The sequence below is a fragment of the Xanthobacter sp. DMC12 genome (assembly GCF_056314105.1).
In genome coordinates this window covers 248,955-275,315 of sequence record NZ_JBQUYZ010000001.1, presented here as the reverse complement: position 1 = coordinate 275,315, position 26,361 = coordinate 248,955, and the positions used below count along the sequence as shown (strand labels likewise).

Sequence of the window (26,361 nt, the reverse complement as noted above, 5' to 3'; positions counted from 1 at the left end):
TCAGCCCACCGTCTTGAGCTGGGCCGCGACGGCGGCCCGCAGCGCCTTCGCATCCACCGGATCAGGCACCACCCGCAGAGACAGAGCCTTGGCGGCGCGAGCATAGGCCTCGCCGGTGAGGACGGGGGCGGAGGCGGCGACCTTCTCCATCTCCTCCATCTTGCCGTTGCAGTGGAGGAGCATGTCGCAACCCGCGGCCAGCGCATCGCGGCTACGGGATTCCATGGTGCCGGCCAGCGCCCCCATGGAGAGGTCGTCGCTCATCAGAAGGCCGTCGAAGCCGATGGAGCCTCGCACCACCTCGGACAGCACCACCGGCGAGGTGGTGGCGGGGCGGTCGGGGTCGATGTCGGCATAGACCACGTGGGCGGTCATGCCGAGGGGCAGATCGGACAGCTCGCGGAAGGCGGCGAAGTCCATGCCTTCCAGCTCGCCGCGCTTGGCGGTGACGACGGGCAGCTTCTCGTGGCTGTCCACGGGCGCGCGGCCATGGCCGGGAATGTGCTTGAGCACCGGCAGAACGCCGCCCTCCATCAGGCCCACCGCCGCCGCCCGCGCCAGCGCCGCAACCGCGACCGGCTCGGTGCCGTAGGCCCGGTTGCCGATGATGCCGTGGCCATCGGGATGGCGCAGATCCGCACAGGGCAGGCAGTCCACGTCGATGCCGAGGGCGTAGAGGTCCGCCGCGATCGCCCGCGAATTGAGCCGCACCGCCTCCAGCGCCGCTACCGGGTCGCCGAGATAGAGGCGGCCGAAAGCCTCGGCAGGGGGATCGTCGGTCCAGTGGGGCGGGCGCAGGCGCTGCACCCGGCCGCCCTCCTGGTCGATGAGCACCGGCGCCGTCCAGCCCACCGCCTCGCGCAGGTCGGCGACCAGCGCCCGCACCTGATCCGGGTCCGCCACGTTGCGGGCGAACAGGATGAAGCCCCAGGGCTCGGCATCCCGGAAAAAGCTGCGCTCGGTGGCCGAGAGGTTCGGGCCGGCACAACCGGCGATGAAGGCGCGCGACGTCATGTCTCCGGCCTATAAGCGGGGCCCGGCGGCGTCAAGCGCGCCTGCGGCACCGCTTCCGCCTGTCCCGTCGCAGATTTTGCCCCGGCCTGTCGGCCGTGGTCATACTCGCGCGTCCTCGTCGTGACGCTAGGGAGCCCCACCGATGATGTACGCCATCCTCTGTTACCATGAAGAAGACGTGGTTTGTTCCTGGACCCAGGAGCAGGACGACGCCGTGATGGCGAAGATCGCGGCGGTTCAGGAGCGCCTCACCAAGGCCGGCAAGATGGGGGCCTCGCTCCGCCTCCTGCCGACCACCGCGGCGACCACCCTGCGCAAGACGCAGGATGCTCCCCTCGTGATCGACGGCCCCTTTGCCGAGACCAAGGAGCAGTTGCTGGGATTCTATCTCGTCGATGCCACCGATCTCGAAGACATGCTCTCGATCGTCAAAGACCTTTCGGAGGTCAATCCCGGCGCGACCTATGAAATCCGGCCGGTTCGCGCCTTCTTCCCCGACCGGCGCGCGGCCGAGGTGGACCAGAAGACCGGCACATGAACACCGCCCCCCTCACGGATCCGGATTGGATGAACGGCACCCTCACCGCCGCCCGGCCGCAGGCGGTGGCGGCGCTGCTGCGCTATTTCCGCGATCTCGACACCGCCGAGGAAGCGTTTCAGGAGGCCTGCCTGCGCGCGCTGCGCACCTGGCCGGTGAACGGCCCGCCGCGCGATCCCGCCGCCTGGCTCATCCTCGTCGGCCGCAACGCCGCCCTCGACGGGGTGCGCAAGCGGGCGAAGCACGATCCCCTGCCCCCGGACGACCAGCTCTCCGACCTCGACGACGCCGAGGCGCCGCTGGCCGAGCGGCTGGACAATTCCCACTATCGCGACGACGTGCTGCGCCTGCTCTTCATCTGCTGCCATCCCGAGCTGCCGGCGACGCAGCAGATCGCGCTCGCCTTGCGCATCGTCTCCGGCCTCACGGTGAAGGAGATCGCGCGCGCCTTCCTCGTCAGCGAGGCGGCGATGGAGCAGCGCATCACCCGCGCCAAGGGCCGCATCGCCCGCGCCGACGTGCCGTTCGAGGCCCCTGGCCCGGTGGAGCGCGCCGAGCGCCTGGGGACGGTGGCCGCCATGGTCTATCTCGTCTTCAACGAAGGCTATTCCGCCGGCGGCCAGCCGAGCCGGGCGGGCCTGTGCGACGATGCCATCCGCCTCGGCCGGCTGCTGCTACGCCTGTTTCCCACCGAGCCGGAGATCATGGGCCTCGTCGCCCTCATGCTGCTCCAGCACGCCCGCGCCGCCGCCCGCTTCGATGCGGACGGCCGGGCCATTCTGCTCGACCGGCAGGACCGCTCGAAATGGGATCGCGAGCGCATCGCGGAGGGGCTGGCGCTCATCGACAAGGCCATGCGCCACCGCCGCCCCGGCGCCTACCAGATCCAGGCGGCCGTCGCCGGCCTCCACGCCCGCGCGGCAACCCCGGACGAGACCGACTGGGCGCAGATCGACGCGCTCTATGCGGCGCTCGAATTCCTGCAGCCCTCACCGGTGGTGACGCTCAACCGCGCCGTCGCCGTCAGCAAGGTGAAGGGCGCCGAGGCGGCGCTCGCCATGATCGAGCCGCTGGCGCCGCAGCTCTCCGGCTATTTCCATTTCTTCGGCGCGCGCGGCGCGTTCCTGCTGGAACTTGGCCGGCACCAGGAGGCGCGTGTCGCCTTCGACCGGGCCATCGCGCTCGCCAACACGCCCGCCGAGGCGGAGCACATCCGCGCGCAGATTGATCTCATCCAGTCCTGTCCTTGAGAAAAAATGCGGGCAGGCTGTCGGGGCGGGCGCAACCCGCCCGTCATGACAACAGGCGCGCGCCTGCGCCGGAGGAGGAACGCATGTCCGACACTGCCGAGACCACCATGCCGTCCATCGATCCCGCCGCCATGCCTCCGGTGAAGGGCGGCGTCACGGCCTATGTCACCGTGGAAGGCGCCATGAAGGCGGCCGAGTTCTACAAGCAAGCTCTCGGAGCCGAGCTTGTGTTCGCTATTCCGCCGGACGCGAGCGGGCGGACCATGCACGTCCACCTCTACATCAATGGCTCGTCGGTGATGCTGGCGGACCCCTATCCGGAATATTGCTCCGGCCCGGTGGAGAAGATCGGCGGGTTCAACCTTTCGCTCCATGTGGGCGACACGGATGCCGCCTTCGCCCGCGCGGTGGAGGCCGGCGCGACGCCGGTGATGCCGCCGGAAGACATGTTCTGGGGCGCCCGCTATGCGCAGGTGCGTGATCCGTTCGGCGTGCTCTGGGCGTTCAATCAGCAGCGCTGAAGGCGAGGGAGGCGCGGCTCAGCCCACCGCGCTCACCCGCTCCTCGTCCATGCCTTCCTCGTCGGGATGCCGGGCGGGGACGATCTCCAGCCCCTCTTCCGCCTGCGCGCGGGCGAGGGCCGCGGCGGCGTCCTCCGCCTCCCGCTGGCGGTTCCAGAGGGCGGCATAAAGGCCGCCCTTGGCCAGCAGCTCGGCATGGCATCCCCGCTCGGCGACCTTGCCATCGGCGAGGACGAGGATTTCGTCCGCGCTCACCACCGTGGAGAGGCGGTGGGCGATGACCAGCGTGGTGCGCCCCTCGGACACGCGGTCGAGCGCGTCCTGGATTTCCTTCTCGGTATGGCTGTCCAGTGCCGAGGTCGCCTCGTCCAGCACAAGGATGGGCGGCGCCTTCAAGAGCGTGCGGGCAATGGCCACGCGCTGCTTCTCGCCGCCGGAGAGCTTCAGTCCGCGCTCACCCACCTCGGTCTTGAAGCCTTTGGGCGTGGCGCGGATGAAGCCGTCGATGCGGGCGAGCCGTGCCGCCTCCTCCACCTCGGCATCGGACGCCGCCGGGCGGCCATAGCGGATGTTGTAGGCGATGGTGTCGTTGAACAGCACGGTGTCCTGCGGGACCATGCCGATGGCGGCGCGCAGGCTCTCTTGAGAGATGTCCCTGAGATCCTGCCCATCGATGGTGATACGCCCACCGGAGACGTCGTAGAAGCGGAACAGCAGGCGCGAGAGCGTGGACTTGCCCGCGCCGGACGGCCCCACGATGGCCACGGTGCGCCCCGCCGGCACCTCGAACGAGATGCCCTTCAGGATTTCCCGGCCCTCGTCATAGGAGAAGCGCACGTCCTCGAACCGCACCGTGCCGCCCGAGACCACGAGGTCCGGCGCGCCCGGGCGGTCGGTGACCTCGGGCGCCACCTGCAGCACGGCGAACATGGCCTCGATGTCGACGATGGCCTGCTTGATCTCGCGATAGATGAAGCCGAGGAAATTCAACGGGATGTAGAACTGGATCATCATGGCGTTGACCATGACGAACGAGCCCACCGTCTGCCGCCCGGCGCGGATGTCCAGAACGCACATCACCATCACCGCCGCGAGGCCGATGGAGAAGATGAGCGCCTGCCCGGCGTTGAGCCACGCCAGCGAGGTGTAGGTGTTCACCGTCGCCTTCTCGTAGCGGGCCATGGAGCGGTCGTAGCGGGCCGTCTCCCAGCGCTCGGCGCCGAAATACTTCACCGTCTCGTAGTTGAGCAGGCTATCGATGGCCTTGGTGTTGGCGTCGGTGTCGCTCTCGTTCATCTCCTTGCGGATGGCGAGGCGCCACTCGCTGGCGACATAGGTGAAGAGGGAATAGAGCACCACCGTCGCCGAGACGACCGCCACATAGCGCCAGTCGAAAGCGAACAGCAGCACGCCCAGCACCATCACCAGCTCGACGATGGTCGGCGCCAGCTGCAGCGCCAGCATGCGCACGATGGTTTCGATGCCCGAGCGCGCCCGCTCCAGTACCCGCGTCAGCCCGCCCGTCTTGCGCTCCAGATGGAAGCGCAGGGAGAGCGCGTGCATGTGCTCGAAGGTCTGCATGGCGAGGCGGCGCACGGCGTTCAGCGCCACCTTGGCGAACAGGCCGTCGCGCAGCTGGGTGACGCCCGCCATAAGGATGCGGCCAAGACCATAAGCCAGCGTCAGCGCCACCGGCGCTCCGATGACGAGGGCCCAGAAGCCGACATCCGGTGTCGCAGCCTTGCCGGCGGCGACTTCGGCGGTGAGAGCGTCGGTGGCCCATTTGAACAGGAAGGGCACCGCCATGGTGGCGCCCTTGGAGGCGAACAGCAGCACGAAGGTGACGACGACGCGCGCGCGCAAATCCGCCCTGTCGGCCGGCCACAGATAGGGCCACAGGCTGCGCAGGGTGGAGAACATGGCGTCGGAGGAAACGGCGGCCCGCCGGGCTGCGGGCTTCTGGGTCTTTGACATGATGGCCTAACTTTGGTCCGAAGCGCCGGGGGTGCAGCAGCCCGACGGACGGCGGAGCGCCTTGAACAGCGCATCGATCTCTTCAGCCAGCGTATCGAGCGCCGCCCGATCGAGGCAGTAGCTGGACCGCTGCCCCTCGGTGCGGCTGCGGATCAGCCCGGCATCGAGGAGAACCTTCAGATGTTGCGAGACGGTGGACTGCGCAAGGGGCAGCGCCTTCACGATCTCCCCGCACACGCACCGCTCCTGCCCCGCGAGCCGTTCCAGCATGGCAAGCCGCGCCGGATGGGCGAGCGCGCGCAGGCGTGCCGCGAGATCGACCCGTGCCATGCCAATCTCATCGGCAGCGGCGAGGTCCGGGGCTGGGAAGGTCGGAGCATTCATCGTAAATCGACGATAGACGATGGAAGGATATCGAACAAGCGCTTTGCCTCCGCCCGCGTCACGCCGCCGTCGCGGGTGCGCACTATTCGCGCTCCATTCGTCCTCGGGCGGCCTGCCCTACCGGCCGCCAAGTTTGGTAAAGTGCGCGCATGGCCAGAATCGACAGCGTCTGTGTGTATTGCGGCTCCGCCACCGGCGGCGATCCGGTGTTTGCCGAAGAGGCCCGGCGTTTCGGGCGCATCCTTGCCGCCGAGGGCGTGCGCCTCGTCTATGGTGGCGGCGGTATCGGGCTGATGGGCGAGGTGGCGAGCGCGGTGGCGCTGGCCGGCGGCGCCGTCACCGGCATCATCCCCCGCTTCCTCATGACCCGCGAGCGTGCCTTCGCCCACGAGGCGGAGATGATCGTCGTGGAGGACATGCACGAGCGCAAGCGGCTGATGTTCGAGCGGGCGGACGCCTTCGTGGCCCTGCCCGGCGGCGTCGGCACTCTGGAGGAACTGGTGGAGCAGCTCACCTGGGCCCAGCTCGGCCGGCACAGAAAGCCGATCCTCATCCTCAACACGGCGGGCTTCTGGGATCCGTTCGTGACGCTGGTGGACCACATGCGCGGCGCCGGCTTCATCCGCTCGGATACGCCGGTGGATATGCTCACGGCCGACCGCGCCGAAGACATCCTCCCCCGCCTGCGCGCTGCCGCCGAGAAGGTGCCCGAGCGCGCGCTCCATGCGGCGGACGGCACCATCGCCGGCCGCATGTAAGCACGTAGGCCCCTGCCGGTCCCGCTGCGCGGTCAGCCGTGGGGCTGGTCCAGCGCGGCGATAGCAACCATAACCACGGAGCCGATGAGCATGATTGCGACGACGGTCTGCATCTCCTGAGCCCTTGCTGCACTGCGGCAGAATGAGCGTAACCCCGGACTAATAATTGTTGCATTGCACAACGTGCAGGGCATGGATGCACGGCGCGCAAGGCAGCGGTAGCATGGGCAGTGAACCGGCTGCCGCTGGAGCCGCCCTCGTTCACGGCTTTCCGAAAATACCCACCTATCGCCCCGCCCTGTGAGGTCGGCCAAGAGGCTGTTGCTCCGAGCCGCATCAAAGCGGTCGCTTCAGGGCTCAAGCCACGAGCTGCCAGGCTGCGGCTCACCGCCGAAGATGTTCAACCTGAGAAGCGGCCTCTGGGCCCTGGGAGCGAACTGATCGCTGAGCGCCTTGATCTACAGCATGGGATCGATGTCGCGTTGGTTGTAATTCAGGAGCCCGACCACCGGGACCAGACGGCCTGTAAATTTGCCAGAAGTGTTCAGGTTCGGCATGCGTCCCGAAGTCTCGGGCTCCCGCCAATGACCCATTGGAAGGACCGATCATGAAGCTTGTTCACGGCGTGATGCCTGGCGTCTTCGCGGCCGCAGCGCTGGTCGCTGCGGTCGGCTGGTCCCCCACGGCACAAGCGCAATCCGCACCGATGGTCAACCTGACCGCCCCCTGCCCGATCAAGGCTGAGAACTGGCGCGGCAAGGCCTTTTACGAAATCCTGTTCATGTTCCGTCAGCCCGACGGCGCCGGGATCGGCAACTACTTCAACTCGCTGAGCAACACACTTCCCGAGCCCAACGACGTGATGGACGCGCGCTTCCGCGCTCTGGATGCGGAGACCTTGAAGAAGGAATTCGGGGGCGACGGGGTCTTCTTCAATGGCCCGCGGCGTCTGGTGGCGAACACCGTAACCGGGATGTCCTGGGATGCCTGCAAACAGAGAGTGATCGCCGGAATTCCCTTGAACCTGGACGGCATCTTCGAAGTCCCGAGTTTGGAAAAGTTCGTTTCCGGATCGATACCGACCTACAGACCAATGGTCTCGAAACGGACCAGTTCCATGATCTTCAATGCCGGCGAAACGGTGTACGAGCTGATCACGCCAGAGGGCGCCGTCTACACCATGTTCAGTCTGTCCCTGAAGGTCGACCCCAAGAACACCATCGAAAACCTGCCCACCTTGGGCGCTCGACTGACCTTGCCGACCGGATGGCAGTTCAGGTCACGCAAGCTGGACAACGAGATGGTTCTGACGGCCACCGCCGACTCCGACCCGCCCAATACCGTCGTTCTCGATCAGTTTGAGGGCAACTACCAGTACAACGCTGGCGCCAGCGCCAAATAATATCCTATGAGCCGCCCAGCGATCGCAGCCGGGCGGCCGACATCCGCCAGAGGTATTCGAGGCCGTCTCACGCTCTGGCTGCGACCTGCTAACGGGCGAAGCCGCGGGCCTGTCGGCGCCGTCGCCATCCCGCCCGGCGTCCACCGCCAGAGCCGCTGCCTCCGCGTACCGAAAGAATGGAAGACATCTGGACGTGGCGACCCCGGCAGGGCTCGAACCTGCGACCTAGTGCTTAGAAGGCACTCGCTCTATCCAGCTGAGCTACGGGGCCTTGTTCCGCCTTTTACGGCGGGCGGCCGCACAGCGGAAGCGCCTTTCCCGGTCGGGGTCGGGGCGCGGCCGGCTCAGTGGGTCCACTGGCCGGTGCGGGTGAAGGCAAAATTGTCTGAATAGGCGATCCGCCGGCGCCCCGCCTCGTGCGGCTCGGACACGCGATAGGGGATGCCCCGCTTCTCGCAATAGGCCACCGCTTCTTCCTTCGTCTCGAAGGAAAGGCGGATCTGGCTGCGCATGTCGGCGGAGGAGGTGTAGCCCATCAGGGGCTCCACGCGGCGCGCATGCTCCGGCTCGTAATCGAGCACCCAGTGCTTGGTCTTCGCCACGCCGGACTGCATGGCGTTGCGCGACGGCTTGTAGATGCGAGCGACCATGGTTCGAACCCGTCAGAATGCCGGGCGCCCCTGCCGGGCGGCCCGTTTCGTCTATAGTGAAGCCGCGCACGCGAGGCAACCGAGCACGGCGCCGCGCCCGCCCCCGAAGGCCTTCAGCGCAGAATGAGGCACTCCGCCGCCGCCTGCGCCGATTCGGCGGCGGTGAGGTGGCTCACCTTGCCGGAGAGCACCAGGGAGCGGGTCTGGTCCGTCACCACGGCGCGACCGTCGGCGCCCTTCACCAGCAGCGGCGCGCTGGCCACATAGATGGCGCGGGCATCGTTGGAGAGCTTGGCCGCGCAGCGGTCGGCGGCGGCCTTGTCGGCAAAAGCGGGAGCCGTCGAGAGGAGTCCTGTGGCCACAGCCATCGCCGCCAGATTCCAAACCGTATTCCGCATCCGCTGACCCTTCACCACGTCCGGCACCTGCCGGGCGCGTTCTTGTTGAGGAGATCGCAGGGGAATGCAAGCCGGGCCGGTCAAGTGGCGAACCACCATGTGGCGAGGCCGAGGAAGGCGAAGAAACCCACCGTGTCCGTCACCATGGTGACAAACACCCCGGAGGCCACCGCCGGATCGAGCTTGAGCTTGGAGATGGCGAGGGGAATGAGGATTCCGAACAGGCCGGCGGCGATCATGTTCAGGATCAGCGCCGACGAAATCACCATGCCGAGATGCACGTTGGCGAACCACAGCCCGGCAATGAGGCCGAGCAGGCAGGCGAGCGTCGTGCCGTTGACGAGCCCCACGAGCACCTCGCGCGAGACGATGCGCCGCGCGTTGTGGCTGGACAATTCCTTGGTGGCGAGCGCGCGCACCGCCACCGTCATGGTCTGGGTGCCGGCATTGCCGCCCATGGAGGCGACAATGGGCATGAGGATGGCAAGCGCCACCATCTTCTCGATGGTGCCCTCGAACAGGCTGATGATGGAAGCGGACACGAAGGCGGTGCCCAGATTCACCACCAGCCACGGCAGGCGGCTGCGGGCAGTGAAGGCCACGGTGTCCGACAGTTCCTCGTCGCTGCGCACGCCGCCAAGGGCGCGCAGGTCTTCGTCCGCCTCTTCCTGGATCACGTCCACCACGTCGTCGATGGTCATGACGCCCACGAGCCGGCCGGCATCGTCCACCACCGGGGCGGAGACGAGGTTGTAGCGCTCGAACATGCGCGCCACGTCCTCCTGGTCCTGCGCGGCCTTCACCACCTTGGCCTGCTCGGCCTTCACCGCGCTCATCAGCACGGGGCGGCGGGTGCGCAGCAGCCGATCAAGCGGCACCGAGCCGACGAGGCGATAGGCGGGGTCCACCACGAACACTTCATAGAAGGTGTCCGGCAGATCGGCGGTCTCGCGCATGTAGTCGATGGTGCGGCCGACGGTCCAGAACGGGGGGACGGCGATGAACTCCGTCTGCATGCGCCGGCCGGCGCTCTCCTCGGGGTAGTCGAGTGAGCGCTGCAGGGCCACCCGCTCTGGCGCCGGCAGGTGCTCCAGCACCGCGGCCATCTCGTCCTCGTCGAGATCCTCGAGGATGTAGACCGCATCGTCCGAATCGAGGTCGCGCATGCCGCGGGCGACGGTGAGCGGCGAGAGGCTGCGCAGGATGGAGAGGCGGACGGTCTCGTCCAACTCGGTCAAGGCGGTGAAGTCGAAGGCGGGACCCAGCATCTCGATGAGCCGGCGCCGCTCGTCGGCATCCAGCTCCTCGATCAGGTCGCCCATGTCGGCTTCGTGGAGGTCGCCGGCAACCGCCTTCAGCGCGTCCACGTCGCGGGCGGAGATGGCCTCCTCGACCCGACTTCGGAAGGCGGTCGAGAGAGCGCCGTCCTCGTCGCGCACCGTCAGCGCCGGGACGTCTGCGTCAGCCAGTGCGGCGGCCGGCTCAGCATCGTCGCGCATGGGCTCCTCCCGGAGGGTGGACGGGGTCGGGCGCCCGCCTCCGGTGCGGATGCGGGCATGGAATGGGGAGATGGGCCCCGGCCGCCCCGCATCGCGACGGAGGGGCAGGTGCCTCCCGCTGCGTCTAGTGATCCCGGCGGCGTTTGTGAAGCCTTCCCCGGTGCCTCCTCCCTTTTCGCTGGACCGCGCGGTCTCCATGTCACTATGAACACGCACCCGCCGGCCGGACGGAGAGCTGCCAGATGAACACCCTGCCCTATTCCGAGCGCCCGCTCTTCCGCCCGGGGCCGCGCACGCTCAACTGGATGATTCCGCTGGGCATGGGCGCCGTCGGATGGGCGCTCTACATGCGCTACATGGTGGTGGAGCCGACGCTGGTCTCCCTCGCCTGCGAGGCGGGGCTGGAAAGCGCCGGCTGCTACGGACGCGCCGCCGTGCTGGCGCTGTCGCTGTGGAACGTGTTCGGAGGCGTGGCGCTGGTGGTGGCGCTCATCCAGCTTCTGGCGCCGGGCCTCGCCACCTTCTCGGTGGGCATGGTGTTCGCGAGCTTCGCCCTCGTCTTCCATAACGAGGTCGCCGGCGCGCTGGCGGCGATGATGCTCATCCTCTCCTTTGCACGGCCTGGACCCGCCACAGCGTGAAGGCCATGACGAGGCAGAGCGCGCCGAACCAGGCCGCCTGCCAATTGGCGAGAGTCTCGTTGAGCGGCACGTAGATGCCGGCCACCAGCAGCACCCACATGGCGATCAGCTCGGCAAGGCCGGCGCCGTCGCGATCCGCCCGCCGCACGAGCAGAGGCGCCGCAACCGCCGCCACGAGCGCCGTGAGCGGGAACACCGGGAAATCCTTGTAGCGTGGATCGAACACCAGCTCGAACGCCACCGAGCCGACCGCGACCGTCGCGAGTGCCAGAACCGCTCCCGCCGCAATAGCTGCACCGGACGTCGCAGACCAGCGACGGGAATCAAGCGCCACCGAGAAGGCGGCGAGCCCCTGCCCGCGCACGATGATGGCTGGCACGGTCACCATGGCCAGCGCGGCGGCGGCGAGGATGAGGCCGTTGCGCAGCCAGCCGACGAAGCCCAGGCTTTCCAGCGGCAGCGCCGAGAGCGCGGCGCCCAGCGTCGCCCCGCCGAACAAAGCGATGGCCGCGACCGCGTACCATTCCATCGGCCGCACCGGCTCCTCCCGGCGGCGGGCGGCGGCGAAGGCCGAACCGAACACGGCCGCGACGGAGAGGATGCCGACGGCGATGTGCATCCTCCAGCCGGGAAAATCCTCCACAGGCTGGCCCCAGGCGAACTTGGGCAGGCGCGTGCCGGCATCGATCACGCCCCAATGGCCGCCCACCGTGCCTTCGCTGCGCCGCTTCCAGGGCTGGTCGAACGCCTCGATGACGTTGACGCGGTAGCCCTGGCGCTTGGCCAGCGCCACCACGTCGTGCATCACCCGCGCCTGATTGGCGGGAGAGGGCAGCGCGTCCTCGCGCATGCGGCCGGCGCTGGGCCAGCCGGTCTCGCCGATGAGAATCTCCTTGCCGGGAAACGCCTCGGCCATGCGCTGGCGGATTTCGTCCACATGCGGGCCGGCATCCTCGGCGGAGACGGGCAGGTCCTCCCAATAGGGCAGGATGTGGATGGTGACGAAATCCACGTTCTCGGTGAGGCCCTTGTTGCGCTCCCAGAACTCCCACACGTCGGCATAGGTGACGGGCACGCCGCCCACTTCCCGCTTCACGCGGGCGAGAACGCTGGCGAGTTCCGTGGCCGACATCTCACCACGCAGCAGCACCTCGTTGCCGACGACGACGGCCTTAACCACGTCGGGATTTTCTTTCGCGAGACGGATGCCGGTCTCCAGCTCGATGCGGTTGCGGTCCGCGTCCGGCCCCAGCCAGATGCCGAGCAGCATGGTGAGCCCGTGCTTGCGGGCGAGCGCCGGCGCCTTGTCGAGGCCCATCTCGATGGAATAGGTGCGCACGCAGGACGTGATCTGCGCAAGGCGGACGAAATCCTCCTCGATCTGCGCCTCGGGAATCACCAGACCCTTCTGGAAGGGCGACTGGCCGTCGCGGAACGGAGCGTAGGAGACACAAGGCAGCTTCTCGCCCGCAGCCAGCGGCGACGGCGGCATCTCTACCGGACGCCCCACATAGGTCCACAGGCCGGCGATGAGGCCACAGACCAGGAGCGCCAGCACCAGCGGCAGCCGCACGGAGGAAGGCATCTCGTCTCCAGAGGTGAAGGTATCCCCCGCGCCACATAGAGCCTTGGACGGGCGGTGTGAAGCCTCCGCCTCAACCTTGGCGGACGGCAGGCGAAAGCCACGCTTTCCATGCGGCATGTGCTGAAGGACGCGCCGTCATGCTGACAAATTCTCTCCCTTCTCCTAGGGTGTCGGGCGCGGCGCCCGCCGACCATTTTCTCGAGATCATGATCCTCATGCACCCCTACCGCCTCCCGCTGCTCGCGGCCGCAATCGTTTTCGCGTGCCTCTCGCCGGCCTCGGCCCAGTCCCAGTCCCAGTCGGCCGACCAGAAGCCGCCGGCGGAACTGACGGCCGAGCAGAGGGCTGCAGCCGAGCAGCGCCGCTCGGTCGAGGAGTTCAATGAGGCGGCGAAGCTGCCCGGCGCGGCCGGTCTGCCCGAATGCGTCTTCACCGGGCGGCGGATCGCCGCACTGATCTGGAACGACGATGTGGACACCGCGCGGCGCCATCTCGAATTCTACGAGCGCTTCGGCTGCCCCACCGAGCACCTGAAGGTGGCGGTGCGCTGCCTCGTGCGGCAGGGCAAGATCGACACCAAGGCGCGCGAGCGGGTGGATGCGCGGGCCCAGCAGTGCTGGGTGAACCCGGATTACGTCGCCGCCGCCCCGGCCCCCGCCGCGGGTGCCGCCCAGGGCGCAACCCCTGCCGCCCCTGGGGCAGCGCAATAATAAGATCATTGCGCAGACACCCGGCTGACGCAGCGGCGTCGAAGAGGCGCCATGATCGGGATTTATCTCTCTGCGTGAGAGTGTTAGTGTCTCGACGCACTGCAGCGTAAATTTACCGTTAACGCTGCGGTGCCGACCGTGGGGCAGGTCGAAAGCGTGCCCCGGTCCGTTCGCGTAATTCCCCGGAAACGTCCTCTGGAACCTGCGCCTTAAGCCAGCGTTCAGGTTCCGACTTCCCCTGATGGGTGGGCATCGCCATGCGTCCCGGTCTTGCTGCTGCGGCAGCGGTCATTGCGGTTGTGACCTCGTTCCACGCCGCGATGTGGCTTTCCATGCGTCCAGAGGCGAGCGCTCCGAACATCACGGACCGCTTCCAGAGCCTGTCCTTCGCGCCCTTCTCCCGGGACATGAGCCCGGAGGGTGACGCTCCCACCACCGAGGCGCAGGTGCGCTCGGACATGGCGGTCGTCGCGCCCTACAGCCGCGGCGTGCGCACGTATTCTTCCACCCACGGCAAGGAACTGATCGCCCCCATCGCGGCCGAGCAGGGCCTGCGCGTGACCGCCGGCGCCTACCTGAACCGCGAGGTCAACAAGGATACGGGCAAGCCGATCGAGGTGGTCGACAAGAAGACCGGCAAGAAGGTCACCGTTAAGGACCTCAACGACCTTGAGATTGACGGCGTGGTCAAGGTCGCCCGCCAGAACCGCAACGTGAACGCCGTCATCGTCGGCAACGAGACGCTTCTGCGCGGCGACATGACCCCGTCGGAGTTGGCCGCTGTCATCCGCAAGGTGAAGCGCCAGGTCAACGTGCCCGTGAGCACCGGCGAAATCTGGAACACCTGGCTGGAGCCGGGTGGGTCCGAGCTTGTCGCCTCCGTGGACTTCATCCTCGCCCACATCCTGCCCTACTGGGAGGACGTGCCGGCGGACCAGGTGGTCGACTACAGCATCAACGCCTACAACCGCCTGCGCGCCGCCTATCCCGGCAAGCGCATCGTGATCGGCGAGTTTGGCTGGCCCTCGCACGGCTACAACCGCGGCGCCTCCGTGCCTGATCCCATGGAGCAGGCCAAGATCATCCGCAATTTCGTCGCCCGCGCCGATGCGCTCGGCATCGAGTACAACATCATCGAGGCCTTCGACCTGCCCAAGAAGCAGAACGAGGGCTCGGTGGGCCAGTACTGGGGCGTGTTCGACGCGGACCGCACCCTGAAGTTCCCCCTCACCGGCCCGATCTTCGAGAAGACCTACAACCAGACCGCCATCCTGGCGCTGCTGCTGGGCGTGCTCTTCACCCTGCCCTTGCTGCGCATGCGTGACCTCACCGTGACGCAGGGCCTCGTGCTGGCCGCCTCGGCCAACGGCGTTGCCGCGTGGCTCGCGCTGGTGGTTGACTACTGGCTCAACCACTATGTGAGCGGCGGTGACTACCTCACCCTCGCCCTGAGCGTGGTGATGCTGGTGCCGCTGGTGTTCGTGCTGCTCTATCGCATCGAAGAGCTGGCGGCGGTGGCCTTCGGCAGCGGCCCCAAGCGCCTCGTCGAGGAGCAGAAGCACGCGGCGCCCACGCGCTTCCCCAAGGTCTCCATCCACGTGCCCGCTTATCGCGAGCCGCCGGAGATGCTGATCCAGACCATCGATGCCCTCGCCCGGCTGGAGTATCCCAACTACGAGGCGATCATCATCGTCAACAACACGCCGGACCCGGCGATGGTGGAGCCGGTGCGCGCCCACTGCGCCACGCTCGGCGACCACATCAAGTTCATCAACGCCGAGAAGGTTTCGGGCTTTAAGGCCGGCGCCCTGCGCATCGCGCTCGACGCCACGGCTCCCGACGCCGAGATCATCGGCGTGATCGACGCCGACTATGTGGTGACGCCTGACTGGCTGAAGGACCTCGTGCCCGCCTTCGACGACCCGACCGTGGGCCTTGTCCAGGCGCCGCAGGACCACCGCGACGGCCACCGCAGCCCGCTGCACGAGGCGATGAACGCCGAATATGCCGGCTTTTTCGACATCGGCATGGTGCAGCGCAACGAGGACGATGCCATCGTCGTCCACGGCACCATGTGCCTCATCCGCCGCGCAGCCATGGTGGAGGCCGGCAACTGGTCGTCCGACACCATCTGCGAGGATACCGATCTCGGCCTCTCCATCGCCGAGAACGGCTGGAAGACCCACTACACCCGCAAGCGCTACGGCTATGGCCTGCTGCCCGACTCCTTCGAGGCGTTCAAGAAGCAGCGTCACCGCTGGGCCTATGGCGGCTTCCAGATCATCAAGAAGCACTGGCGCCGGTTCCTGCCGAACAATTCCCGCCTGACCACGGCCCAGAAGCGGCACTTCGTGCTCGGCTGGATTTCCTGGCTCGGCTCGGAATCGGTGGGCGCCTTCATGGCCATCGCGTCCCTGCTGTTCGTGCCCTTCGTCGCCTACTTCTCCATCTCGGTGCCGGCCCACGTGCTGACGCTGCCCATCCTCATCACCTTCCTGGTGTACGTGCTGCACTTCATCAGCCTGTACCGCCTCAGGGTGGAGACCACGCCGCTGCGTATGCTCGGTGCGGCTGTGGCGGCCAGCGCGGTGCAGTTCACGGTGGCGAAGGCGGTGGTCGACGGCTTCCGCTACAAGGATCTCGCCTTTGCCCGCACCGCCAAGGGCAACAACTGGCTGGCCGGCGCGGCTCGCTCCTTCCCGGCCTTGCCGGAAGCGATCATCGGCGGCCTCCTGATCGCCGCGGGCACCTACATGCTGGTGGCGAACAACCTGCCGGGCTCTTCCATCGTGAAGACCTCCAACGACTGGCGCCACATCCGCGAGATCAACCTCTACGGCATCGCTTTGTTGGTGCAGAGCCTGCCGTTCGTGGCCGCGGCCGTCATCGGCGCCTTCGAGCCCTCGCGCCTGAACGACTTCGCGACCTGGCGGGCCGTCCGCGCCAAGCTCGCGGCGGTGCCCCGCCGCCTCGGCCTCAACGCGCCGCCCGCCGTCGCGGACTGACCGAAGTCGCACACCTGAACCGAACGCCCGGCCCCCGTGCCGGGCGTTTGCTTTTGTCCTCCCCCTCACCGCCTGAAACGGCGGCGCCTTGAACAGCCATGCCCGATCAGCCGCCCGCTCTCCCCCCCGCCCTGCGTCCCCCCGCGCTAATCCTCGCGGGCGGCCTGGGCCGGCGGATCAATGCGCCGGCGCTGGGGGCCGTGGAAAAGCCGCTGGTGCCGCTGGGGGGACGGCCCCTCATCGCGCACGTCATCGAGCGCCTGAGTCCGCAGGCCGGTCGCCTCCTCATCAACGCCAATGCGCCCGCCGGCACCTACGACGGATTCGGCCTGCCCGTGCTGCCTGATACCATCGGCGGTCATCCCGGACCGCTGGCCGGCGTGCTTGCGGGGCTGGAGCATCTGGCGCAGGCCGCCCCCGGGGCGAGCCTTCTCACCGTCGCCGCCGACACGCCGTTCCTGCCGGACGATCTCGTCGTTCGGCTCATGGAACGGCATCGGGAGACCGACACTGTTGTATGCGCAGGCTCCGGCGGACAGCGCCATCCGGTGATCGCGGTATGGCCCGCGGCGGCTCACGCCGCGCTGCGGCAAAGCCTTGCGTCGGGACGGCTGAAAGTCGGGCTTCTCCTCGATGCCCTCAATGCCGTAACGGTGACGTGGGAGGGCCTTCCGGACGACCCGTTCTTCAATGTGAACACGCCGGAAGACCTTGCCATTGCAGAGAAACGCCTCGTTGCCCGCCAATGAAGCATGGTCATGCTTGCGGCAGGATTGGGGAGGGTTTAGGACTGCAGGACGGCGGCTTCGCATTCGCGAAGATGCCGGAGCGGAGACGGACTTGCCGCTCGGAGACCGGACCGCCACCTCCGGACCTCTGCCGAAAACGGGTCTGTCCGCCCAAAGGATGAGGGATCCATGGACGCCACCACCAACACCGGGGCAAAAGCGGCCAAGCTAAGCTTGGGGGAGAAGAGCTGGGACCTTCCGATCCACGAAGGCTCCATCGGACCCGACGTGGTCGACATCTCCAAGCTCTACGGCCAGACCGGGATGTTCACCTACGACCCCGGCTTTACCTCGACCGCTTCCTGCGAAAGCAAGATCACCTACATCGACGGCGACGAAGGCGTGCTGCTGTATCGCGGCTACCCCATCGAACAGCTCGCCGAGAATGGTGACTTCCTCGAGACCTGTTACCTCCTGCTCTACGGCGAACTCCCCACTGCGGCGCAGAAGGCGGAATTCGACAAGTCCGTGACCAATCACACGATGGTCCACGAGCAGATGACCCGCTTCTTCCAGGGCTTCCGCCGCGACGCCCACCCCATGGCCATCATGGTGGCCTCGGTCGGCGCGCTCTCGGCCTTCTATCACGACTCCACGGACATTTCCGACCCGACCCAGCGCCTGATCGCATCCATCCGCATGATCGCGAAGATGCCGACGCTGGCGGCCATGGCCTACAAGTATTCCATCGGCCAGCCGTTTGTTTATCCGAAGAACGATATCGACTATACGTCGAACTTCCTGCGCATGTGCTTCGCTGTCCCGTGCGAGGAATACAAGGTCAACCCGATTCTCTCGAAGGCGATGGATAAGATTTTTATCCTCCACGCCGACCACGAGCAGAACGCATCCACCTCCACGGTGCGCCTCGCCGGCTCTTCCGGCGCCAACCCCTTCGCCTGCATCGCCGCCGGCATCGCCTGCCTGTGGGGCCCCGCCCATGGCGGCGCCAACGAGGCGGCCCTCAAGATGCTGGCCGAGATCGGCTCCGTGGATCGCATCCCCGAGTACATCAAGCGCTCGAAGGACAAGAACGATCCCTTCCGCCTGATGGGCTTCGGTCACCGGGTCTACAAGAACTACGACCCGCGCGCCAAGATCATGCAGCAGACTTGCCACGAAGTGCTGACCGAGCTCGGCATCAAGGACGATCCGCTGCTCGACGTGGCCGTGGAGCTGGAGCGCATCGCGCTTCACGACGACTACTTCATCGAGAAGAAGCTCTACCCGAACATCGACTTCTATTCGGGCATCACCCTCAAGGCGATGGGCTTCCCCACCACCATGTTCACCGTGCTGTTCGCCCTCGCCCGCACCGTGGGCTGGATCGGCCAGTGGAAGGAGATGATCGAGGACCCGAGCCAGCGTATCGGCCGTCCCCGCCAGCTCTACACCGGCGCTGCTCAGCGCGACTACGTGGCCATGTCCAAGCGCAAGTGAGTGCTGGAGAGTGTCTGAAACAGGAAAACGCGGCCTTCGGGCCGCGTTTTTCGTTTGGGGATCCGTATTACTGCGCTGCCGCCTCAACGCGGTGGAGGCAGAGCGCCCGGACGTCCTTCCCGCGCGAGGCGGAGCACCACCTCGGCCGCACGCGCGCTGGGGCTGGGGCCGGCGATGCCGAAAATCTCGTCGAAGCTGGCGAATGCCTGCTCCTGCAGCTGCCGCGCCGGGCTGTCCTCAAGCAAGGCTGAAAGGGCGCCGACAAGCGCCGGAACGGTGCAATATTCCTGGAGGAACTCCGGCACCACATTCTCGCCCGCCACCAGGTTGGCGAGGATGACCGTCGTGCCCTTCAGCACCCGCCGACCGATCTGCGCCTCCAGCCAGCCGATGCGATAGGCAGCGACATGGGGAATGGCCGCGAGCGCCAGCTCCAGCGTCACGGTGCCCGATGCGGCGAGCGCGGCGTGGGCGGAGCGGAAGGCCGCGAGCTTCTCCGCCTCGCTCGTCACCACGCGCGGCTTCAGCGGCCACTGCGCGATCGTCTCGTGCACCAGCCCTTCCAGCCGCGGCAGGGTGGGTAGCACCAGCTCCATCTCGTGGGTGCGGCCGACTTCGGCCAACGCCGCGCCGAAATCGGCGCCAATGCGTGCGATCTCCCGCCGCCGGCTGCCGGGCAGCACCAGCACCAGCGGCGGTTTGGCGAGCCGCCGCTCCGCCTCGACCGGGGACGGCCTCAGTTCGCCAAGCCGCTGCAGCAGGGGGTGGCCCACATAGAAGGTGGGCGGCCCGCCCAGCCTGCGGTGGACCTCCGGCTCGAACGGCAGCAAAGCGAGCAGCGCATCCACATAGGGCCGCATGGCCGCCGCCCGCCCCGAGCGCCAGATCCACACCGTGGGCGAGACATATTTGACGATGGGAATGTTCGGGTTGCGCGCCCGCACCCGCGCCGCCACGCGGTGGGTGAAATCCGGCGCATCCACCAGCACCAGCACATCCGGTGGGTCGGCCAGCACTGCCTCGACGGTCTCCTTCAGGCGCCGCAGGATGGTGGGCAGCTTGCCAACCACGGCGGCGATGCCGATGGCGGTCAGGTCATCCATGGGATAGAGGCTGTCGAGGCCCGACGCCGCCATGCGCCAGCCGCCGACGCCCCGGAACGTGGCACCGGGCGCGGCGGCGACAACCGCCTCCATCAGCGCGCCGCCGAGCTGGTCCCCCGATTCCTCCCCCGCGACGATGAAGATCCGCGGCGGGCGCCCGCCGTTCTCGATGCTCACGCGCCACGCCCTCCGATGCCCGCGACGAACAGACCGGCGGCATCGGCCGCCTCCACCAGCGCCTGCGCATCCGGCACGATGGCGCCCCCCGCCTCGAAGGCGATGCCGGCGAGGCCCACCTCAGCCGCCCGTTTCACGGTCTGCGGGCCGAGCGAGGGCAGATCCACCCGACGGTCCTGGCCCGGCTTCGGCGCCTTGACCAGAACACCCTTGCCGGCGGCGAAGCGCAGCCGGCCGGAGCAGCGCATATCGCCATAGCGGGCCAGCATCTGGTCCGTTCCCTCCGCGGCCTCGACGGCCGCGACGAGGCCATCCACCACGATCACCCCCTGCCCCACGTCGAACGGACCGAGGGCGCGGATCACGTCGAGCCCACGTGCGATGTCCGCCTGCTGAGTCTCGCTCGGCCGAAGGGCACCGAGCACGCCCTGCGGAAGCAGCAGGCGGGGGGCCACCTCATGCGCGCCGACCAGGGTGAACCCCTGCTCCGCCACGAGACCCAGAACGCCCGAGAGCAGGTGATTGTCGCCGCCCCGGAACAGGCGGGCGATGCGCGGCAGCAGCCGCAGCATGGTGAAGTCAAACCCGAGGTCGCGCACGCGCGGGCGCGTCAGGGCACCCACCATGACCACCTCGCGCACCCCGCGCGCCTTGGCCCATGTGGTGACGGAGCCGAGCGAACCGAGGCGGAACCAGAGGTGCGGCCAGCGCTCCAGCGCCGGATCGGCAAAGCCCTGGATGAGAAGCAGCACCACCTCGCGCCCGTCCGCCGCGGCCGCTTCGGCGACCGCAGCAGGAAAGGCGCCGCTGCCGGCGACGATGCCGAGCGGTCCCTGGCTGAGGGGGCCTCGCTTCTGCGACGCGCCGAGGCCGGCCACATCCGGGCCACGCGCCGCCCCCACGGCACGCCCCTGCCCGTCTTCCCCCGGCAGGCCCACGGCTCAATCCTCCTTGATGACGCCCCGCGCCGGATGACAGATGGGACGCTTGCGATCGGCATCGATGAAGGCCACCACGGCGGCCGCGAACGCCGATTCCCCCACCATCTGCCGCACCTTCTCGAGGCGCATGTCGAACGTGCCCTCGCCGAAGAAGAGATCGCGATAGACCGCGCGGGCCGCGTGCAGATCGGACTTGGTGAAGCCGCGCCGCTTCATGCCCACCACATTGAGGCCGACCAGCTTGCCGGCCTGTCCGAGCACGTTGGCGAAGGGGATCACGTCCTCGCGCACGCCGGTGAGACCGGAAATCATGCACTGGGCGCCGATGCGGGTGAACTGGTGCACCGCGCACTGGCCGCCGAGGAAGGTGAAGTCACCGACGCTCACATGGCCGCCGAGCACCGCGTTGTTGGCGAAGATGACGCCGTTGCCGACCGTGCAGTCATGGCCCACATGGGAGCCCGTCATCATCATCACGCCGTTGCCGATGCGCGTGACGCCGCCGCCGCCCACCGTGCCGGTGCTCGCCGTCGCGTGCTCGCGGAGCATGCAATCCGTGCCGATGACGAGCTTCGTCGGCTCGCCCTTGTAGTGCACCGATTGCGGCGCCGAGCCGAGCGAAGCGAAGGGGAAGACCTGCGTGCGCGCGCCGATGGTGGTGACACCCTGAATAACCACATGAGCGTGCAGCTTCACGCCCGCTTCGAGCACCACGTCCGGACCGAGGATGGCATAAGGACCGATCTCGACATCATCCGCGAGCCCCGCCCGGTTCTCCACCCGGGCGGTGGGATCGATCTTCGCCACTAGCTGTTCTCCACGATCATTGCGCCGACCTTAGCCTCGGCCACCAGCTCGCCGCGCACCTTGGCTTCGCCGCGATACCACCACATGTTGCGGCGGCGGCTGATGCGGGTCATGTGGTATTCGAGCACATCTCCCGGCACCACGGGACGGCGGAACTTCGCCTCGTCGATGGTCATGAAATAGACCAGCGAGGGCTTCTCCTTGTTTTCCTTGCCGAGCACGCAGACGACCCCTGCCGTCTGGGCCATGCCCTCGATGATGAGGACACCGGGCATCACCGGATTGCCCGGGAAGTGGCCGAGGAAGTGCGGCTCGTTGGCGGTGACGTTCTTGACGCCGATGCAGGAGAGATCGCCGTCGATCTGCTCCACCCGGTCCACCATGAGGATGGGATAGCGGTGCGGCAGGCAGGCGAGCACCTTCTGGATGTCCGCGCTGCCGAGCACCTTGGGGGCTTCGGCCTGGGACGCACCGGCCTCTCCGGGTGCGCGCGTGGTGTCGTTCATTCCTGCGGTCCTTCCCCTTCCTCGTCGTCCTTGCCCCGGCGGGCGCCGGCAGCGGCGATGCGCTTGAGCGTCGCGACTTCGCGGAACCATTCGCGCACGGGCTTTGCCGGCGAACCGCCCCAGCGCACGCCCGGCGGCACGTCGCCCTTCACGTTGCTTGAAGCGGCGATCTGCGCGCCGGTGCCGATGGTGACATGGCCCACGACGCCAACCTGCCCGCCGAGCATCACGAAATCCCCGAGCGTGGTCGAGCCCGAGATGCCGGTCTGGGACACGACGATGCAATGACGGCCGATCACCACGTTGTGGGCGATCTGGACCAGGTTGTCGATCTTGCTGCCCTCACCGATCACTGTGTCGGTAATGGCGCCACGGTCGATGGTGGTGTTGGCTCCGATCTCAGCATTGTCCTGCACCACCACCCGGCCGAGTTGCGGCACCTTCACATGGCCGGCCGGGCTCGGCTGATAGCCGAAGCCATCCGAGCCGATCCGGGCTCCGGCATGGATGATGACGCCATTGCCGACATACGCGTGGATCACGCTGGCCCCGGGGCCGATGGCGCAGCCCCGGCCGATGCGCACGTGGGGGCCAATGATGGCGCCGGCGCAGATGACCGAACCCGCGCCGATCTCGGCGCCGGGGCCAATGACCGCGCAGGGGTCCACCGTCACCCCATCCTCCAGGCGTGCCTTCGGATGCACCTGGGCACCCGGGGCTACACCCTCATGGCCGAAGATCGGCAGCGGACGGAGCGCAGCGGGAAACATGCGCCGCGACACGGCGAGGAATGCCGAGGCCGGACGCGGAGCGATCAGCAGCGGCAGACCGGCCGGTGCCTTCGGAGCGAAGCGCTCGGAGGTGATGAGCGCCCCGGCCCGAACGCTCCCGAGCTTCTCGGCAAAGAGGAAGGAATCGCAGAAGGCGAGTTCGTCAGGGCCGGCGGTTTCCAGGGTGCCAAGACCACTGATGCGCCGGGCGCCCAGCTCAGCTTCTTCCTCCGGACTGGAGGCGGAGAGCCGCGCTCCGGCGAGCGCAGCCACTTCTGCAAGGGTTAAAGGCTCCGGAAGCGGGAAAAACAGGTCGTGACTCATGACGGATACGCCCAGGCGCCGGAGAACGAAACGGGTGGTTCCACGTACGGATCAACACGCCCGGCGGGGCACGCCTCATCCGCGACCAAACCGACCGAAGGCAGGCCGCCCGGAGGGGAGCCGCCCCTGACGGGCAAACGTGGGCACGTCGCAACCTTCAGCACGTCTTCGCGACAAGCGGGTCTCTGTTCTCGGAGGGTCCTCATCTGGCTGGCCATCCGGGAGATCGGCGCGGCGCAGGCGAAGGCCGATGCGGGCGAGAACCTCGACAAGGGATTGGGCCGGGGACGAAGACCTCGAAGGCGAAACCGTTGCGACTGAGATCGGCGCGTTAGTGCGAAATGCGCCCCTCCCATAGCGAGACTGCCTCCCCGATGCAACGCACCGGAGAGGCAGTTTGAGGTCTCGTCCCATAGCGGTTCCGGCAGCAAGGTCCGCCGCAACCGCTCTAACCGGTCAGGTCAAAACCGGGTGCCGCCCGAGAAGCGGAACGCCTGGGTCTGGTCGAACTGGGCCTGCGAAAGCACCCAGGCATAGTCGAAGCGCAGGGGACCGAACGGCGACTGCCAGATCAAGCTGACGCCAACCGAGGAGCGGACCGTGTCGTCGTCATAGACGCAGACGTTACCCTTGGCGTTCTGGGAGCCGCCCGGGCAGGTCACGAAGTTCGGGTTGCCGTAGAAATTGAGGCCGCTGCCGGGCTTGTTGGGGTTAACGTTCCAGTTCGGAACACCTGGGAATGAAGTCGGGCCATTGTAGTTAAACAGCGAGCCGGCATCCGCGAAGATCGCACCCTTCATGCCGATATCCTTGGGCAGGAAGGCGAAGGGGAACTGGACTTCCGCAGAGACACCCCAGTAGGTGGTGCCGCCCAGAGCATTGAGCTGATTGTTGTAGCAGTTGTAGGCGAGCGGAGTGCCGGCATTCGACTTCGCGCAGGGTGCGAGATCGCGAGGACCGATACCGGAGGGCGCAAAGCCGCGGACCAGGTTCGGACCCATGTAGAAGTTGTCCAGAACGTCCAGATCCTGATCGCCCCACGAGGAGACGTAGCCCGCCTGACCCCGCAGGATCAGCACGCTGTCGCCAGGCAGCGGCGTGTAGTGGCGGATGTCACCCGTGGTGCGGATGAAGTTCACGTCACCGCCGACGCCCGCCAGATCCTGCTTCAGCTCGGCATAGATGCCCTGTGTCGGGTTCTGGTTGCTGTCGAGCGAGTTGAACGACAGGGTGTAGCCCAGCGCCGAGGTAATGGTCGCCCCCTGAGCTTCGGCGTCACGAATGGCCCAGGAAATCGAGGTCGCGCAGTAGTTGTAATAGGCCGTGCCCGGATCACCGTACCCACTGCACAGGTTGATCGAGCGCTGATAGAGGTTGTAGCGCAGGGCGAGCGTGATCTCGTCCGTAATGGGCAGGCCGAGGCGCAGGCCGCCACCGACCATGTTGGTGCCATACGGCGTGTAGCTCGTGGTCTCGGTGTTCTTCCAGTAGAGGTCGAAGCCGGCGGCCACGCGATAGCCGAGGAAGTAGGGCTCGGTGAAGGAGAATTCCGCGCCCTGGGAGTACTGACCCAGCGTGCCTGACACCTTCACGTACTGGCCACGGCCGAGGAAGTTCTTCTCACCCAGCGAGACCTCGCCGATGATGCCGTCCGCGGTCGAATAGCCGCCGGAGATGGAGAACTCGCCGGTGGGCTGGTCTTCCACGTCCACCGCGAGGATCACGCGGTCGGGCGCGGAGCCCGGCTCGGTGGTGATCTTCACGTTCTTGAAGTAGCCGAGGTTGCGCAGCCGGCGCTCGGCCCGATCGACCAGCACGCGGTTGTAGGCGTCGCCCTCGCCGATATCGAACTCGCGCCGGATGACATAGTCACGGGTGCGGGTGTTGCCGCGGATTTCGATGCGCTCGATGTAGACCCGCGGGCCTTCCTCAAGCACGAACGCCACGTTGATGAGCTTGGCCTGGAAGTCGCGATCGCCACGCGGACGGACCTGGGCGAAGGCATAGCCAGACTTGGAGGCCTCGATGGTGAGGTTCTCGACCGACTTCTCGACCAGCTCGGCGTTATAGATCTGGCCCTCCTGAGCGCGCACCACGCGCTTCAGGGAGTCGGCGGACAAGTCGCGGATGTTGGACACCACATCGACCTTGCCGAAGCGATACTGGTCGCCCTCTTCGAGGGTGAAGGTGAGGATGTAGCCGCCGCCACCGGGATCGAGCTCGGCGGTCGCGCCGACGATGCGGAAGTCCGCATAGCCGTTCTTCAGATAGAAGCGGCGCAGCAGCTCCTGGTCCGAGTTCACCCGGTCGGGATCGTAGGCGTCGGTGGACTTCAGGAACGACAGCCAGTTGGTCTGGGTCGTGGAGATCACGTCCTTCAGCTTCCAGTCCGAAAAGGCCTTGTTGCCGACGAACTTGATGTCCTTGATACCGGTCTTGCTGCCTTCCGTGATCTCGAAGACCAGATCGACGCGGCCGTTGCCGCGGTCGATGGTGACCGGGTTGACGCGCACATCGCTGCGGCCGGAACGGCGATAGATCTCGATGATACGCTGGGTATCGGCCTGGACGGTGGACTTGTTGAACGGCGCGCGCGGCTTGGACTGGACCTCGGCCTCGAGCACCTCGTCCTTGAGCTTCTTGTTGCCCTCGAAGATGACGCGATTGATCACCTCGTTCTCGGCCACCCGCACCACGATGCGGCCGCCGGACTGGTTGATCTGCACATCCGAGAAGAGGCCGGTCGCGTAGAGCGCCTTCCAAGCCTCGTCGATCTTGGCAGCCGTGTAGGGACCGGAGCCGAAATAGGAGCGGATGGTATCCGCGTCCACACGGCGGTTGCCCTCAACCACGATGGAGCTGGACTGGGCTGCGGCGGGGGACGCCACAACGAGAGAACCGGCCACCGAACCCGCCGCAACGCAGGCGGCGAGACCAAAGGCGGCGGCCAGATTTCTCAGGACCCGGAGCGTAGCAGTCATATGGTGCGCAACCTTGAAATTTCGTTGTTCTCGAACCCGCCGCCTTCCCCGGACAAACGCACCGGGCACAGGGACGGATTCTCACCCTGCGATGCCGCTTGTACAGGCTTTTACCGCAGGTGCAAACCGAACCGCGGCCGAAGACTGCCCTTTTCCGGAGACCGTTGCCCGCTCGCCACGACCCCGGTGCGACAA

23 protein-coding genes and 1 tRNA gene are annotated in these 26,361 nt (G+C 67.2%); 10 read left to right on the top strand and 14 right to left on the bottom strand.

Going from position 1 to position 26,361, the window contains the following annotated elements:
• Entirely contained in the window at nt 1-1,014 is a 1,014-nt protein-coding gene (gene nagZ / locus ACT535_RS01115) for a beta-N-acetylhexosaminidase (protein WP_476363066.1), read from the bottom strand.
• A 142-nt stretch (nt 1,015-1,156) separates the two neighbouring features.
• Here nagZ and ACT535_RS01110 point away from each other — a divergent pair, with 142 nt between their 5' ends.
• The 3 genes from ACT535_RS01110 to ACT535_RS01100 all read left to right on the top strand — a co-directional run bounded on the left by ACT535_RS01110 (nt 1,157) and on the right by ACT535_RS01100 (nt 3,323).
• Nucleotides 1,157-1,552, top strand: coding sequence for a YciI family protein (locus ACT535_RS01110; RefSeq protein ID WP_476363065.1), 396 nt, complete (start codon nt 1,157-1,159; stop codon nt 1,550-1,552).
• Nucleotides 1,549-2,802: an RNA polymerase sigma factor gene (locus ACT535_RS01105; protein WP_476363064.1), complete on the top strand. Its 1,254-nt coding sequence runs from the start codon at nt 1,549-1,551 to the stop codon at nt 2,800-2,802. The genes ACT535_RS01110 and ACT535_RS01105 overlap by 4 nt, the downstream gene beginning before the upstream one ends.
• An 83-nt stretch (nt 2,803-2,885) precedes the next feature.
• Nucleotides 2,886-3,323 carry a VOC family protein gene (locus tag ACT535_RS01100; RefSeq protein WP_476363063.1) on the top strand — a complete coding sequence of 146 codons (438 nt, stop codon included), beginning with the start codon at nt 2,886-2,888 and terminating at the stop codon, nt 3,321-3,323.
• 18 nt (nt 3,324-3,341) lie between these two features.
• On the opposite strand, the gene ACT535_RS01095 is transcribed toward ACT535_RS01100, so the two are convergent.
• Both ACT535_RS01095 and ACT535_RS01090 read right to left on the bottom strand, forming a co-directional pair.
• Nucleotides 3,342-5,297 carry an ABCB family ABC transporter ATP-binding protein/permease gene (locus ACT535_RS01095; protein WP_168456894.1) on the bottom strand — a complete coding sequence of 652 codons (1,956 nt, stop codon included), beginning with the start codon at nt 5,295-5,297 and terminating at the stop codon, nt 3,342-3,344.
• Between the two features lie 6 nt (nt 5,298-5,303).
• Nucleotides 5,304-5,627, bottom strand: coding sequence for an ArsR/SmtB family transcription factor (locus ACT535_RS01090; protein WP_476363062.1), 324 nt, complete (start codon nt 5,625-5,627; stop codon nt 5,304-5,306).
• A gap of 203 nt (nt 5,628-5,830) precedes the next feature.
• Here ACT535_RS01090 and ACT535_RS01085 point away from each other — a divergent pair, with 203 nt between their 5' ends.
• Nucleotides 5,831-6,439 (top strand): TIGR00730 family Rossman fold protein, encoded by a 609-nt coding sequence (locus ACT535_RS01085; RefSeq protein WP_168456892.1) that lies wholly within the window; start codon nt 5,831-5,833, stop codon nt 6,437-6,439.
• Between the two features lie 607 nt (nt 6,440-7,046).
• Complete coding sequence (locus ACT535_RS01080) at nt 7,047-7,841, top strand: hypothetical protein (RefSeq protein WP_476363061.1); 795 nt, start codon at nt 7,047-7,049, stop codon at nt 7,839-7,841.
• Between the two features lie 194 nt (nt 7,842-8,035).
• On the opposite strand, the gene ACT535_RS01075 is transcribed toward ACT535_RS01080, so the two are convergent.
• From ACT535_RS01075 to mgtE, 4 genes are all read right to left on the bottom strand, one after another.
• Nucleotides 8,036-8,112: transfer RNA gene (locus ACT535_RS01075), tRNA-Arg, on the bottom strand.
• Nucleotides 8,113-8,185: 73 nt separating this feature from the next.
• A complete protein-coding gene (locus tag ACT535_RS01070) occupies nt 8,186-8,491 on the bottom strand; it encodes an ETC complex I subunit (protein WP_168456827.1) in 306 nt (101 codons plus the stop codon).
• A gap of 113 nt (nt 8,492-8,604) precedes the next feature.
• Nucleotides 8,605-8,853, bottom strand: a complete 249-nt coding sequence (locus ACT535_RS01065; protein ID WP_476363060.1) for a hypothetical protein — start codon at nt 8,851-8,853, stop codon at nt 8,605-8,607.
• A gap of 116 nt (nt 8,854-8,969) precedes the next feature.
• Complete coding sequence (gene mgtE, locus ACT535_RS01060) at nt 8,970-10,388, bottom strand: magnesium transporter (RefSeq protein ID WP_476363059.1); 1,419 nt, start codon at nt 10,386-10,388, stop codon at nt 8,970-8,972.
• A 242-nt stretch (nt 10,389-10,630) separates the two neighbouring features.
• Between mgtE and ACT535_RS01055 the strand changes: the two genes are divergently transcribed.
• Nucleotides 10,631-11,029 carry a hypothetical protein gene (locus tag ACT535_RS01055; protein ID WP_168456824.1) on the top strand — a complete coding sequence of 133 codons (399 nt, stop codon included), beginning with the start codon at nt 10,631-10,633 and terminating at the stop codon, nt 11,027-11,029.
• Here ACT535_RS01055 and ACT535_RS01050 read toward each other — a convergent pair.
• Nucleotides 10,989-12,614 (bottom strand): glycoside hydrolase family 17 protein, encoded by a 1,626-nt coding sequence (locus tag ACT535_RS01050; protein ID WP_476363058.1) that lies wholly within the window; start codon nt 12,612-12,614, stop codon nt 10,989-10,991. The two genes, ACT535_RS01055 and ACT535_RS01050, sit on opposite strands and share 41 nt — an antisense overlap.
• A 137-nt stretch (nt 12,615-12,751) precedes the next feature.
• Here ACT535_RS01050 and ACT535_RS01045 point away from each other — a divergent pair, with 137 nt between their 5' ends.
• From ACT535_RS01045 to gltA, 4 genes are all read left to right on the top strand, one after another.
• Entirely contained in the window at nt 12,752-13,324 is a 573-nt protein-coding gene (locus tag ACT535_RS01045) for a hypothetical protein (RefSeq protein WP_476363057.1), read from the top strand.
• Nucleotides 13,325-13,581: 257 nt separating this feature from the next.
• On the top strand, nt 13,582-16,329 hold the full coding sequence (locus tag ACT535_RS01040) for a glycosyltransferase (RefSeq protein ID WP_476363056.1): 2,748 nt from the start codon (nt 13,582-13,584) through the stop codon (nt 16,327-16,329).
• Between the two features lie 98 nt (nt 16,330-16,427).
• A complete protein-coding gene (gene mobA / locus ACT535_RS01035; protein ID WP_476363055.1) occupies nt 16,428-17,078 on the top strand; it encodes a molybdenum cofactor guanylyltransferase MobA in 651 nt (216 codons plus the stop codon).
• A gap of 168 nt (nt 17,079-17,246) precedes the next feature.
• Nucleotides 17,247-18,557 (top strand): citrate synthase, encoded by a 1,311-nt coding sequence (gene gltA / locus ACT535_RS01030; RefSeq protein WP_024279289.1) that lies wholly within the window; start codon nt 17,247-17,249, stop codon nt 18,555-18,557.
• 83 nt (nt 18,558-18,640) lie between these two features.
• Here the strand turns inward: gltA and lpxB are convergent, their stop codons facing one another.
• The 6 genes from lpxB to bamA form a co-directional block, all read right to left on the bottom strand.
• Nucleotides 18,641-19,837, bottom strand: coding sequence for a lipid-A-disaccharide synthase (lpxB, locus tag ACT535_RS01025; RefSeq protein ID WP_476363054.1), 1,197 nt, complete (start codon nt 19,835-19,837; stop codon nt 18,641-18,643).
• Nucleotides 19,834-20,775 carry an LpxI family protein gene (locus ACT535_RS01020; protein ID WP_476363053.1) on the bottom strand — a complete coding sequence of 314 codons (942 nt, stop codon included), beginning with the start codon at nt 20,773-20,775 and terminating at the stop codon, nt 19,834-19,836. Before ACT535_RS01020 ends, lpxB begins: the two co-directional genes overlap by 4 nt.
• Nucleotides 20,776-20,778: 3 nt before the next feature.
• Nucleotides 20,779-21,585, bottom strand: a complete 807-nt coding sequence (lpxA, locus tag ACT535_RS01015; RefSeq protein WP_476363052.1) for an acyl-ACP--UDP-N-acetylglucosamine O-acyltransferase — start codon at nt 21,583-21,585, stop codon at nt 20,779-20,781.
• Complete coding sequence (gene fabZ, locus ACT535_RS01010) at nt 21,585-22,091, bottom strand: 3-hydroxyacyl-ACP dehydratase FabZ (protein WP_476363051.1); 507 nt, start codon at nt 22,089-22,091, stop codon at nt 21,585-21,587. Before fabZ ends, lpxA begins: the two co-directional genes overlap by 1 nt.
• The gene (gene lpxD / locus ACT535_RS01005) at nt 22,088-23,185 is read right to left on the bottom strand and encodes a UDP-3-O-(3-hydroxymyristoyl)glucosamine N-acyltransferase (protein ID WP_476363050.1); all 1,098 of its coding nucleotides are present in this window, start codon (nt 23,183-23,185) and stop codon (nt 22,088-22,090) included. The genes fabZ and lpxD overlap by 4 nt, the downstream gene beginning before the upstream one ends.
• Before the next feature lie 461 nt (nt 23,186-23,646).
• On the bottom strand, nt 23,647-26,166 hold the full coding sequence (bamA, locus tag ACT535_RS01000) for an outer membrane protein assembly factor BamA (RefSeq protein WP_168456817.1): 2,520 nt from the start codon (nt 26,164-26,166) through the stop codon (nt 23,647-23,649).
• Nucleotides 26,167-26,361: the final 195 nt, after the last annotated feature.